The following is an 11,856-nucleotide window of genomic DNA, read 5'->3' on the forward strand; positions in this document are numbered from 1 at the left end:
TCCTGGTGCCGTGCGCGTGGTGCGGCCCATGGCATGGGTCACACCGTTGTGGTAACTCTCGATCTACCTGGCGGATCGGTCAACTCATCCGGCAACAACTATGCAGACCGACAAGATACGGTGGTGCTCGGACTGGAGGAGTGGCCGATATGACAACCTTGGACCGGCTCGACGCGGAGATCATCGGGCAGCTCGAACAGGGTGGGCGCACCGGCATCGCCCAGCTGGCGAGCGATCTCGGGGTCAGCCGCAACACGATCCAGGCGCGGATGCGACGCCTGGAGGAATCCGGTGTGCTGCGGGGGTTCCGGCCGGAGCTGGACCTGGCGGCGATCGGCCTGCCGGTGCAGGCCCACATCAGCCTCGAAGTCGACCAGCGCGGGATCCCCGAGATCATCGAAGCACTCGACGAGGTGCCCGAGGTGCTGGAGGCGCGCACGCAGGCCGGACGTGAGGATCTCGTGGTCCTGGTCGCCTCCAGTTCGGTCAGCGACATCCAGCGCATCGCCATCGATCTGGTGAACATCCCCGGCGTCCGGCACACCGACACGACCCTGATCGTCAACACGGTCGTCCGCTACCGCGTATGGCCGCTGCTGGACCGCCTCACGTCGGCGAAGGGATGGGGACGCTCCACCCCGCCGCCGCGGTAGGCCACGCGGGTCACACGGTGAGGACGAGTTTGCCCTGCAGGTGACCGGTGTCCAGCAGCCGGTGCGCGTCGGCGACGCGCTCGAACGGGAACGTCTCCTGCACGTGGACCCGGAGCTTGCCCTGGTCGGCGAGTTCGACGAGACCGCGCAGGGCGAACGGTCGGGGTCGACCCCGATACCGCTGAACCGCATTCCCGCCGCCTCGACCTTCGCGATCAGGTCCGTGTCCTCGTCGGCTACCGCGGTCACGAGGTGACCGCCCGCGCGGAGCACGTCGAGCGAACGCCGGGCGGTGTCACCGCCGAGCGTGTCGAGCACGATGTCGACGTCCCGGACGACCTCGGCGAAGTCGGCCGTCGTGTAGTCGATCACCTCGTCGGCGCCGAGTTCCTCGACGAACTTCCGCTTGCGCTCGCTCGCGGTCGTGATGACGTGGGCGCCGAGCGCTTTCGCGATCTGGATCGCGACGTGGCCGACCCCGCCGCCACCGCCGTGGACGAGGACGCGATCGCCCGCGCTCACCCCGGCGAGGTCGACCAGGCCCTGCCACGCCGTCAGCCCGACGACCGGCAGCGCCGCGGCCTCGACATGCGAGAGCGACGCGGGCTTGCGCGCCAGGTGCAGCGCCGGCGCCGCCACGACCTCCGCGTACCCGTTCGCCGCCCGCGGGAACGCCGGCATTCCGAACACCTCGTCGCCGGGCCTGAACCGCCAGGTCAGCGCCTGTTCGACCACCCCGCTGATGTCCCAGCCGAGGACGAACGGCGGCTGACCGAGCAGGGGGAACTCACCTTCGCGCAGGCGCGCCTCCAGCGGGTTCAGCCCGATCGCCTTGACCCGGACGAGAACCTCGGTCGGCACGGGCCGCGGTTCGGGCGCGTCCACGACGGTGAGCACCTCGGGACCGCCGAGGTTGTGCTGGGTGATGACTCGCATGACTCTCCTGTTTCGGGTGCGTGGAACGATCCGGGGTTCGGGCCGGAAACCGGCCGACCTCCGGCATTCGTCCATGGTCGACGCCCCGAGACAGGGCGTACCACCGGTACCACGCCAGGAAAATGCGATATCCCGCCAAGCCGGCGAACGCGGGCTACGCTGGCACCGATGACCGAGATCATGAACGAGCCGGTGTTGTGGAGCGCCGATTCGGCGGTGTGCGAGCCGTTGGCCCACGGCGAGGGCGTCGCCCCGCACTTCCACGACTTCGGTCAGCTCCGGTACGCCGCCACGGGTGCGCTGGTCACCGTGACCCAGGCAGGCACCTGGGTCGCGCCGGCGAACCGCATCACCTGGGTGCCACCGTTTTCCGTGCACGGCAGCCGCTCGTACGGCGAGACCGATGTCCGGCTGCTCCCGGTTCCGGCGGCGTCGGCCGGGCGGCTGCCGGCGGAGCCATCGGTGCTCGTGGCCAGCGCGCTGATGCGCGAGGCGTACCTCGCGCTCCTCGACGACCGGGAACCGGCTGACGGCCCCCGCGCCCGTCTGCTGCTCGAAGTCGTCGTCACCGAGCTCGCCCGCGCCCCGCGGGAGCCACTGCGCCTCCCGGAGCCGAGCGACACCCGTCTCAAGGCCGTCACCGACCTGCTGCACGCCGATCCGGCCGATCCGGCGACGCTGGCGGAGCTGGGGCACCGGACCGGCTCCAGCGAACGAACCCTCAGCCGCTTGTTCAGCAGCGATCTGTCGATGAGCTTCCACCAGTGGCGCACGCTGCTGCGGGTCCAGCGCGCGGTGCTCGAACTCTGCGAAGGCACCTCGGTCACCGACACGGCGATGCGCCTGGGATGGGCGAACCCGAGCAGCTTCATCGATGCCTTCACCGATCTCGTCGGCCAGACACCCGGTCGCTACCGCGCCACTCAGGTCCAGGCGGCTCGCCATCGCCGGGTCGGCGTGGCGGGCCGGCCGTAACAGCCGGTGCACTCGTGTCGCCGCGGCTGGAAACAGGTCGCGATGCCGGCCGGATCGTGACGTGCCGGGACGGCCGGCCGGCCGGCCACGCTCTGGTCAGAACGCGGGCACAGCGCCACGAAGGGCGATGGACAGCAGTTGTCCCGCCGGGCCGGTCGGGCGGCGGCGTGAACTCCACACGGCGCGCAGCGTGCGGGCGAGGTCGATGTCGGCCGTGGGGACCCGGGTGAGCCCTCCGCTCGCGAGGTCACCGCGGACGATCAGTTCGCTGATCAGCGCGGGCCCGGCGCCGGCGGCGACCGCGCTGCGGACGGCGGTGGCGGAGCCGAGTTCGATCAGTGGTGGCACCGGGGTGAATCCCGCGGCGAGCAGCGCTCGTTCCGCGGTGTCGCGGGTGCCGGAGCCGGTTTCCCGGCTGATCAACGGTGTGGCGGCGAGCTCGGCCGGGCCGATCGGGCGCTGTCGGCGGCTCCACTTGTGCTCGCGGGAGACGACGAGGACGAGCCGGTCCCGCGCCACCACGCGCGAGTGGACCCCGGCGAGCCTGCCCGGTGATTCGACGAACCCCATGTCGATCTCGGCCTGCCGGGCGAGTTCGTGGACCCGGTTGGAGTTCATCACCTGCAGGCCCACGTGCAGGTCGGGGCTGGACCGGCGGAGTTCGCCGATCCAGGTGGGCAGCAGGTGCTCGGCGACGGTCAGGCTGGCCGCCAGTGACAGCTGCGCCGTGTGTTCGCGGCGCAGCGCGTCGACGCCTTCGAGCATGACCGCCATCTCGTCGAGGACACGCTCGGCCCAGCCGCTGACGAGCCTGCCGGTGGAGGTCAGGGTGGACCCGCGGCGCGACCGGTCGAGCAGTTGCAGGCCGAGTGAGCGTTCGAAGCTGCTCATGCGTTTGCTCGCCGAGGGCTGGCTGATGCCGGTCGCTTCGGCGGCCGCGGTGAGGCTGCCGTGGCTGCCGACAAGGACCAGGAGCCGCAGGGACTCGATGTCGGGCAGACGTGTCATGCCCTCAGGCTATGACGCTCGCGTCAGCCGGCGGGTACCGGTACGGCCTGCCGTCGCCGATGCTCCCCGTGCACGCGTGTGACGACGACGTCACGCTTCCCAGGGGCGCGCGGGTTGCTCGCGCGGAGGGATTTCGGCATAGGAGCGGGACCGGTCCACGGCCACGCCGACCGCGTCGGCGGCTCGTTCGTAGCCCCCGGCGGTGAGGGTGTCCGCGAGGTCTTCCACGCACTCGGCCAGTACGCCGGGACCGCGCAGGAGCACGGCGCTGGCCAGCTCGACGGCTCGCGCCCCGCTCAGCAGGAACCGGGCCACGTCCGCGCCCGAGCGCGCGCCGTTCGTGCCGATCAGCGGAACCGACCGGTCGGCCGCGAACGTCTTCGACACCCAGTACAGGCTCACCGGCAGCATTCCCGGCCCGCCCACGGCGCCCCACGAGCCCAGCACCGGTTCGCTGGTCAGCGGGTCCGGCCAGAACCCGTTGAACCGGCCGATCATCGCGACCACGTCCGCCCCGGCCCGGCGCGCCGCCGCGGCCAGTTCCAGCGGGCTGTCGGTCTGCGCGGGCAGTTTGACGATCAGCGGGACGTCGATCGCGGCGCGGACGGTGCGGGTGTAGTGCTCCACCACCTCCGCGCCGGTGACCTGGCGGACAGCGCTCGCCTCGCGGCCGTGCGGTGCGCCGACGTTCATCTCCACCGCCGGGACCACCCCGGCCATCTCACGCGCGATCTCCGCCGCGGGCCCCGGTTCGGCGACGGTGATGCTGCCGATCACGTGCGCGCCGAGCGCGCGGGCGTGCCTGCTGGTGCGTTCGAGCATCGCGAGCCAACCGTCGCGTGCGGCGAGGCCGGACCGGCACAGCAGCGTCTCGTCCCCGCACCGGTCCGGCCAGCCGACCCGGTCGCCGCCGGGCGCCAGCAGCGCGTAGTCGGCGATCAGCAGCTGCCGTGCCGCGGCCGGCGATTCGTTGACCGATTTCGCCACCACCGCACCCGCGCCGGCGTCGAGGCAGGCGAGGATGCCCTCCTCGGTCATGGTGGCCTCCGACGAGGCCGCCATGACGGGATTCTTCAGGCGCAGCGGGCCGATCGCCGTGGACAGATCGCTCACAGGTGGGTCACCCGCCGTCCGATGAGGACCACGCAGACGGCGCTGAGCAGTCCGGTGGCGCCCAGGTACACCGCCACCGGCGTGGCGCCGCCCTGCGCGGCCAGCGCCACCGCGATCAGCGGTGCGAGACCGCCGCCGAGGATGCCGGCCAGCTGGTAGCACAGGGAAATCCCGGTGAACCGGACCTCGGCCGGGAACAGGGCCGCGGCGAAGGCGGGCAGCGGGCCGTAGATGAGCGAGCGCCCGATGTTGAACAGGACCATCCCGAGCCACAGCAGCACCACCACGCCCGTCCCGGCCAGCGCGAACAGTGGAACGGACAGCGCCGCGCTGATCAGCGTGCCCGCCAGGATCACCGGCCGCCGCCCCCGGCGGTCGGCCAGTATCGCCGCCACCGGCAGCGACACGATCTGCACCACGGCCACCAGCATGGTGCCGACGAGCAGGTCGTTCGAGGAGAACCCGAGGTGCTTCGTGCCGTAGCTGGTGAGGAACGTGGTGGACAGGTAGAAGCCGGTGAGGGTCACGACCATGGCCCCGGTGCCGAGCAGCACCGCCGTCCAGTGTTCGCGCAGCACGATGCCGATCGGCAGCCGCACCTTCTCCTTCTTCTCCACGGCCGGGCTTTCCTCGATGCGCGAGCGCACGAACTGGCCGATCGCGATCAGCACCACCGACAGCAGGAACGGGATCCGCCAGCCCCACGAGTGCACGGCGTCCGCGGGCAGGGTCTCCACCGCGGCGAACACCGCGGCCGCCAGCAGCAGGCCGAGCGGCGACCCGACCTGGGCGAAGGAGCCGTAGAACGTGCGCCGGTGCGCCGGTGCCCGTTCCACGCCCAGCAGCACGGCCCCGCCCCATTCGCCGCCGACCGCGATGCCCTGCAGGAAGCGCAGGGCCACCAGCAGGATGGGCGCGGCGATCCCGATCGAGGCGTAGGTGGGCAGGAGCCCGATGGCGAACGTGGACAACCCCATCAACAGCAGGGTGACGATGAGGACGTAGCGGCGCCCGATCCGGTCGCCGAGGTGCCCGAACAGGATGCCGCCGAGCGGCCGCGCGAGGAACCCGATCGCGAACGTCGCGAACGCGGACAGGGTCTGCGCGGTCGGGTTGAGCGACGGGAAGAACAGGTCACCGAGCGCGAGCGCGGCCGCGGTGCCGTAGATGTAGAAGTCATACCACTCGACCATGGTGCCGACGAGCGAGGCCGTCGCGATCCGGCGCAGCTCCCGCCTGCCGGGTGGGACGGTCCGCGCGGGGTTCGTGACGCGTTCCTGGGGGCTGCTCATGCCGTTCCTTCCCGGAGCTGGTCCACCGCCGCCATGGCGTTCGCGATACAGACTGACTCTTCGCATTGTGAACGTCAAGGGGACTGTTGATCGTCGACTCAAGGCGATATCGTGGTCTGTCGTTCAGAGTGCGAACGGTTGACGCGCCATATGGACACCGAGTGGGCGAGGGAGGGCTTCCAGTGACGCGAGAGATCGACGGCGCGGTGTCGTCGGGCGACATCCAGGCGGTCAGCCGGGTCGGGCAGATCCTCGGCCTGTTCTCGGGGGAGAACCCCACGACGACGGTCGCCGAAGCGGCCGGGCGCCTCGGGCTCAACCGCAGCACCACGCACCGGTACTTCACTTCGCTGGTGGCCGCGGACCTGCTCGAACGCGACCACGAGTCGTCGCGGTTCGGACCGGGCGGCCTCCTGCTGCAGCTCGGCGCGGCAGCGCTGGGCCGTCGGCGCGTGCTCGACATCGCGCCGCCGTTCCTGCGCCGCGTCTGCCAGAACACCCACCTCACCACGGTGATCAGCCTGTGGGGCTCGTCGGGCCCGGTCGTCTCCCGCACCGAGGAGGACCCGACGCGCTCGGTGCTGGTCACCGTCCGGGTCGGCACGCAGCTCGGGTTGCGGTCGGCGCAGGCGAAGGTGTTCCTCGCCTTCCTGGCCGACCAGCTGCGGGTGGACCGGCTCCTGGCGACGCTCGGTCCGGAGGAACGCGAGGAACTGACGGCCGAACTGGCGGAGGTGCGCCGGACCGCCATGTCCAGCGACCACCTCGTGGACTCGGGCATCACCGCGGTCGCCACCGGGGTGTTCGACGAGTACGGCATCTGCGCGACCGTCGCGATCGTCGGCACGGTCCGCACGCTGCCCGTCGACAGCGGTCCGTTCCGGGACGATCTGGTGCGTGCGGCCGCCGAGATCTCGGAGCGCATGGGCGGCGCCCGCCCGCGCTGACGGAAACGCGTGACGTGCTTCACGGCGGTTCGCGTCGTCGTGGGGAACCAGCTCACCCGCCGGTGCGACAAGTTGCGCATGGACCTGTCGCACACGGTGAGGAGAACCCGGTGAGAGCACTGCGCTGGACGGCGGCCGTGGCTGTCCTCTTCGGACTCTCGGCCTGCGGTGCGGCCGAGCTCGTCCAGGCACCGGTCACCGCGTCGCATGCGGCGGGGTGCTCCGAGCCGCCCCCGCTGTCCGCGCCGCCGCGACGCGTGGTCACCATGGACGGAGGAGCGGCGGCGATCCTGGAGCGGCTCGGCGTCGCCGACAAGATCGTCGGCACCGCGGCACCGGACTTCTTCGCGGCCTTCACCGGCGAGGAACGCGCGAAGCTGTCCGCCATCCCGGTACTGGACCAGGGACAGGGCAACGCCGAGGCGGTGATCGCGGCGAAACCCGATCTGGTCGTCGGCGCCTCCGGCTACAGCTTCGGCGGTTTCGACGGCACGCCGACGGTCGAGCAGCTGGCGCGGGCCGGAGCGCACTCGCTCATCGCCTGTGACAGCGGTGGCGACGGTGCGGTCAAGGACGTCTCGGCGACCACCACCTTCATCCGTCAGGTCGCGAAGGTCTTCGGCGTCGAGCAGCGCGGTGCCGACCTCATCGCCCGGATCACCGCCTCGGTGGACGCGGCCCGCGGCAACGGTGGCGAGCCGGTGCGCACCCTCGCGTTGTCCGGCCCGCCCGCGCCGGGGCAGCCGGTGTCGGCGCAGGGCGGAAGCGGCCTGGCCAACGGGGTGATCACGCTGGCGGGCGGGAAGAACATCGCCGAGGACGCGCTGCGGGACTTCGCGAGCCTGAGCGCCGAAGAGGTCGTGCGACGCGACCCGCAGGCCATCGTCGTGGTGTCCGGGTTCGCCCCGGGCAGTGACGAGGATCTGCTCGCCGCCGTCCGCGCGAGCCCGGTGCTCGCCGGCACGGCGGCCGTCCGCGAAAACCGGTTCGTCGTCGTGCCGCAGAGCATCCTGCTCTCACCCAGTGTCCTCAACGGAGACGCCGTCGCGAAGATCGCCCAGGCCCTGCGCCAGCCGGCCGCGTGAGGACGGCGGATCCGCGCCAGGGCCGCGGCAGCGGGTTGCTCGGCGCTGTCCCGGTCACGGTCGTGCTGACCGTGCTCGCCGCCGCGCTCGCGGTGTCGGGCCTGGCGGCCATCGGGCTCGGCCCGGTGCCGATCCCGCCCGCGGACGTGGTGTCGATCGTGGGCGGTCACCTGTCGGGGACCAGGACCGCCGGGCCCTACGACTTCATCGTGTGGGACCTGCGGGCGCCGCGGGTCCTGCAGGGGGTGTTCGCCGGTGCCGGACTGGCGGTGGCGGGACTGCTGACCCAGGCGATGGTGCGCAATCCGCTGGCAGAGCCCTATGTCCTCGGGCTCACCTCCGGTGCCGGGGTCGGCGCGGTACTGGTGCTGACCACGTTCGGCGCCGGGGTCGCCGGCCTGCTCACGCTGCCGCTGTCCGCGTTCGCGGGCGCGGTGGCGACGGCACTGGCCGTGTTCGGTTTCTCCCGCGCGCACGGGCGGATCCAGCCCGGCCGCATGGTGATGACCGGCATCGCCGTCGGGCAGATGCTCGCCGGTGTCATGTCGTTGCTGGTGCTGCGTGACGGGGACGCCGACGCGCAGCGGCAGGTCCTGTTCTGGATCCTGGGCAGTCTCGCCGGGGCCCAGTGGCCACTGGCGCTCACCTGCGCGGCGATCGTGCTCGTCCTGGTGGCCGCCAGCGCCACGCGGGCGGGCAGGCTGAACCTGCTCGTGCTGGGCGATGACGGCGCCGCCGCGCTCGGCCTCGACGCCGCCCGCGCCCGCGCCGCGCTGCTCGTCGTGGTCGCCCTGCTCACCGGGACGGTCGTCGCCGTGTCGGGCAGCATCGGGTTCATCGGCCTGATCGTGCCCAACCTGACGCGGCTGCTGGTCGGCGCCGACCACCGGCGCGCGCTGCCCGTCACCGCGCTGCTGGGGGCGCTCGTGATCGTCTGGTCCGATACGGCGGCACGGCTGGTGCTGGCCCCGACGGAACTCCCGATCGGCATCCTCACCGCCGCGGTCGGGGTGCCGCTGTTCCTGGTGGTGCTGCGCCGCAGCGCGGCGGGAACGGTCGGGCTGTCGTGAACCTCGTCTTCGACGGCGTCTCCGCCGGCTACACCGCCGTCCCCGCGGTGCACGACGTCCGGCTCACCCTCGCCGAGGGCGAGTTCACCGCGGTCGTCGGCCCGAACGGCAGCGGCAAGTCCACCCTGCTCAAGACCCTCTACCGCGCGCTGCGCCCGCGGGCGGGCCGGATCGTCCTCGGCGGCGCGGACGTGTGGGGAACCGGCCACCGCGAGATCGCGCGCCGGGTGGGGGTGCTCGGCCAGGACCAGACTGGCGGGTACGACTTCACCGCGCGGGAAGCGGTCCGGCTCGGCCGGTACCCGCACCTGGGCACGTTCGATCGGCTCACCGCGCGCGACGAGGCGATCGTGGCGGAGGCGCTCGACCGCACGGGCGCGGCCCACCTGGCAGGCCGTCCGTTGTCCACATTGTCCGGTGGGGAGCGGCAGCGTGTCCTGCTGGCGCGTGCACTGGCGCAGCGACCCGGTCTGCTGGTGCTGGACGAGCCGACGAACCACCTGGATCCCGCGCACCAGATCGCCGCCCTCAGCCTGGTCGCTTCGCTCGGCATCACGGTCGTGGCGGCGCTGCACACGCTCGACCTCGCCGCCCGCTACGCGACCACGATCGTGGTGTTGCACGAGGGGTTGGTCGTGGCGGCCGGGACGCCGCACGAGGTGCTGACACCGCGGATCTTCCACGAAGTGTTCGGTGTGGACGGCAGCCTCGTGCCGGATCCGGTCGACGGACGGCCTCGCGTGCTCCTGCGTGAGCTGTCCCGGTGACCCGCCGGACGTTCGCGGTCCCGGACGTTACCCGGGTTTTCCCCGGCCCGCACCGGGAACCTCACGGCGCTCCCGCCCGACCACTGGAGGTGAACAGGTTCCGGTCCCGCGTTGCCGTCGTGGCATCGGCGGTGGCGGGGCTCGCCCTGCTGCTGCTGGTCGTCGGCCTCGCGGGTGATGTGTACACCCCGCTGGGAAACGCCGATCCCGGTGCGCCGACCACCTACGGATTCGCGGTCGTCCGGCTCGTCGCCGACGCCGCGGCGGCCGGGTGCTGCGGCGGTCTGGTGTTCGCCGCGTTCGTCGCGCCCGGGCGCCGCGGTGGTGCGTTGTCCGCCGACGCGTTCGCGGCCACGCGGCTGGCGGCCGGGTGCGCGGTGTGCTGGCTGGGCGCGGCCCTGGTGGCGGTCCCCTTCTCGGCTGCGGTGGCGGCGGGCCTACCCGTGTCGCGGACGCTGCGGCCCGAGGTGCTGCTGCCCACGATGAGCGCGACGGAAGAGCCCAAGGCATGGCTGTGCACGGCGGTGGCGGCCGCACTGGCGACGGCACTGGCCTTCTCGGCCATGACGTGGCGCACCGTGGTTTCGGCCGCCGTCCTCGCCGTCGTGGGACTGCTGCCGCCGGTCGTGACCGGCCGGGTGTCCGTCGGGGCCGGGCACGATCTGGCGACCAACGCGATGCTCTGGCACGTGCCCGCCGCGAGTGTCTGGCTCGGAGCGCTGATCGCGTTGCTGGCGCGCCTGCGCCGGGACACCGCGATCCCGGATCTGGTGCTGCTGCGGTACCGCCGTCTGTCGCGGTGGTGTTTCGTGACCGCCGCCGTGTCCGGCCCGGTCGCGGGGCTCGTCCTGGCCCGGCCGGACGGGCTGCTCGGCGGCTACGGCTTGCTGCTGGCGGTGCAGACGGCGGTGCTCGTCGCCGCGGGAACCACTGCGTGGCGAGGACGGCGACCGGCGGCGGAACTGGTGCTGCTGGCCCTGTCCGCCGGCGCTTCGGTGGCGCTGACCGTGCTCGTGCCGCCCGGGTTCGTGAACCACCCGGCGACCGTGCAGGAGACCCTGCTCGGGTACGGACTGGAAGCGCCGCGCACCGTTGCGCGCCTGGTGCTGGACTGGCGGCCCGACCTGCTGTTCGCGCCGGTGGTGGTGCTCGCGGTGACCGGTTATCTGGCCGGGGTGCGGCGGCTGCGGCGGCGCGGTGACCACTGGCCGCCGGGCAGGGTGGTGGCCTGGATCGCGGGCTGGGCCGTGGTCCTGGTCGTCACCTCCTCCGGGATCGGGGTCTACGCGCCCGGCACGTTCAGCCTGCACATGGTCACGCACATGGCGCTGAACATGTTCGCGCCGGTGCTGCTGGTGCTCGGCGCGCCGGTCACGCTCGCGCTGCGGGCGCTGCCCGCCGGGGCGCACGGTGAGGTGCCGGGAGCGCGGGACTGGGTGGCCGCACTGGTGCACGCGCCGGTCACGCGGTTCTTCGCGCATCCCGCGGTGGCGGCGGTGCTGTTCGCCGGGTCGTTCTACGCGCTCTACTTCTCGGACCTCTTCGGTGAGGCGATGCTCTTCCACTGGGCGCACCAGCTGATGAAGGTCCACTTTCTGGTGTCGGGCTACCTGTTCGCCTGGGTGGTGATCGGGGCCGACCGCACCCCGCGCAGGCTGCCGCACCTGGCGCGGCTGGGCGTGCTGTTCGCGGTGATGCCCTTCCACGCGTTCTTCGGCGTGATCGTGATGAGCAAGCAGACCGTCATCGGCTACACCTACTACCACTACCTGGACGTCTGGTGGGCCGGTGACCTGCTCACCGACCAGCGCCTCGGCGGCGGCATCGCTTGGGCGAGCGGGGAGATCCCGATGCTCGTCATGGTGATCGCCCTGCTGGTGCGGTGGGCGCGCGACGACGAACGCCGCGCGCGACGGGCCGACCGTCACGGTGCGGGCGAACTCGACGCCTACAACGCGATGCTCGCCGAACTCGCCGCACGCCGGAACTGACCCACAGAGACCAGGGAGA

The 11,856-nt window shown here is 72.2% G+C and carries 10 protein-coding genes and 1 pseudogene; 7 read left to right on the forward strand and 4 right to left on the reverse strand.

Annotated features, from left to right (window positions below; all coding sequences use genetic code 11):
• Positions 1 to 149: 149 nt before the first annotated feature.
• Entirely contained in the window at positions 150 to 653 is a 504-nt protein-coding gene (locus HNR02_RS23280) for an Lrp/AsnC family transcriptional regulator (protein ID WP_179775244.1), read from the forward strand.
• Between the two features lie 10 nt (positions 654 to 663).
• On the opposite strand, the pseudogene HNR02_RS23285 reads toward HNR02_RS23280, so the two are convergent.
• A pseudogene (locus HNR02_RS23285) lies at positions 664 to 1,664 on the reverse strand (NADP-dependent oxidoreductase).
• A gap of 93 nt (positions 1,665 to 1,757) precedes the next feature.
• On the opposite strand from HNR02_RS23285, the gene HNR02_RS36810 reads away from it, so the two are divergent.
• Complete coding sequence (locus HNR02_RS36810) at positions 1,758 to 2,564, forward strand: AraC family transcriptional regulator (RefSeq protein ID WP_179775245.1); 807 nt, start codon at positions 1,758 to 1,760, stop codon at positions 2,562 to 2,564.
• A gap of 96 nt (positions 2,565 to 2,660) precedes the next feature.
• Here the strand turns inward: HNR02_RS36810 and HNR02_RS23295 are convergent, their stop codons facing one another.
• From HNR02_RS23295 to HNR02_RS23305, 3 genes are all read right to left on the reverse strand, one after another.
• Positions 2,661 to 3,572 (reverse strand): LysR family transcriptional regulator, encoded by a 912-nt coding sequence (locus tag HNR02_RS23295; protein ID WP_179775246.1) that lies wholly within the window; start codon positions 3,570 to 3,572, stop codon positions 2,661 to 2,663.
• A gap of 90 nt (positions 3,573 to 3,662) precedes the next feature.
• The gene (locus tag HNR02_RS23300) at positions 3,663 to 4,685 is read right to left on the reverse strand and encodes a dihydroorotate dehydrogenase (protein ID WP_179775247.1); all 1,023 of its coding nucleotides are present in this window, start codon (positions 4,683 to 4,685) and stop codon (positions 3,663 to 3,665) included.
• Positions 4,682 to 5,977 carry an MFS transporter gene (locus HNR02_RS23305; protein ID WP_179775248.1) on the reverse strand — a complete coding sequence of 432 codons (1,296 nt, stop codon included), beginning with the start codon at positions 5,975 to 5,977 and terminating at the stop codon, positions 4,682 to 4,684. The genes HNR02_RS23300 and HNR02_RS23305 overlap by 4 nt, the downstream gene beginning before the upstream one ends.
• Positions 5,978 to 6,159: 182 nt before the next feature.
• Between HNR02_RS23305 and HNR02_RS23310 the strand changes: the two genes are divergently transcribed.
• The 5 genes from HNR02_RS23310 to HNR02_RS23330 all read left to right on the forward strand — a co-directional run bounded on the left by HNR02_RS23310 (position 6,160) and on the right by HNR02_RS23330 (position 11,837).
• The gene (locus tag HNR02_RS23310; protein WP_179775249.1) at positions 6,160 to 6,924 is read left to right on the forward strand and encodes an IclR family transcriptional regulator; all 765 of its coding nucleotides are present in this window, start codon (positions 6,160 to 6,162) and stop codon (positions 6,922 to 6,924) included.
• 110 nt (positions 6,925 to 7,034) lie between these two features.
• On the forward strand, positions 7,035 to 8,009 hold the full coding sequence (locus tag HNR02_RS23315; RefSeq protein WP_312861101.1) for an ABC transporter substrate-binding protein: 975 nt from the start codon (positions 7,035 to 7,037) through the stop codon (positions 8,007 to 8,009).
• Positions 8,006 to 9,079, forward strand: a complete 1,074-nt coding sequence (locus HNR02_RS23320) for a FecCD family ABC transporter permease (protein ID WP_312861102.1) — start codon at positions 8,006 to 8,008, stop codon at positions 9,077 to 9,079. The genes HNR02_RS23315 and HNR02_RS23320 overlap by 4 nt, the downstream gene beginning before the upstream one ends.
• The gene (locus tag HNR02_RS23325; protein ID WP_179775250.1) at positions 9,076 to 9,846 is read left to right on the forward strand and encodes an ABC transporter ATP-binding protein; all 771 of its coding nucleotides are present in this window, start codon (positions 9,076 to 9,078) and stop codon (positions 9,844 to 9,846) included. The genes HNR02_RS23320 and HNR02_RS23325 overlap by 4 nt, the downstream gene beginning before the upstream one ends.
• A gap of 119 nt (positions 9,847 to 9,965) precedes the next feature.
• Positions 9,966 to 11,837 carry a cytochrome c oxidase assembly protein gene (locus HNR02_RS23330; RefSeq protein ID WP_179775251.1) on the forward strand — a complete coding sequence of 624 codons (1,872 nt, stop codon included), beginning with the start codon at positions 9,966 to 9,968 and terminating at the stop codon, positions 11,835 to 11,837.
• The last annotated feature ends 19 nt before the right edge of the window (positions 11,838 to 11,856 follow it).

Source organism: Amycolatopsis endophytica (assembly GCF_013410405.1).
Lineage (GTDB): Bacteria > Actinomycetota > Actinomycetes > Mycobacteriales > Pseudonocardiaceae > Amycolatopsis_E > Amycolatopsis_E endophytica.

Bases quoted from the DNA above. Each gene is read 5' to 3' on its own strand.
- HNR02_RS23295 (WP_179775246.1), bottom strand. From the start codon at position 3,572: ATGACACGTCTGCCCGACATCGAGTCCCTGCGGCTCCTGGTCCTTGTC.
- HNR02_RS23280 (WP_179775244.1), top strand. From the start codon at position 150: ATGACAACCTTGGACCGGCTCGACGCGGAGATCATCGGGCAGCTCGAA.
- HNR02_RS23305 (WP_179775248.1), bottom strand. From the start codon at position 5,977: ATGAGCAGCCCCCAGGAACGCGTCACGAACCCCGCGCGGACCGTCCCA.
- HNR02_RS36810 (WP_179775245.1), top strand. From the start codon at position 1,758: ATGACCGAGATCATGAACGAGCCGGTGTTGTGGAGCGCCGATTCGGCG.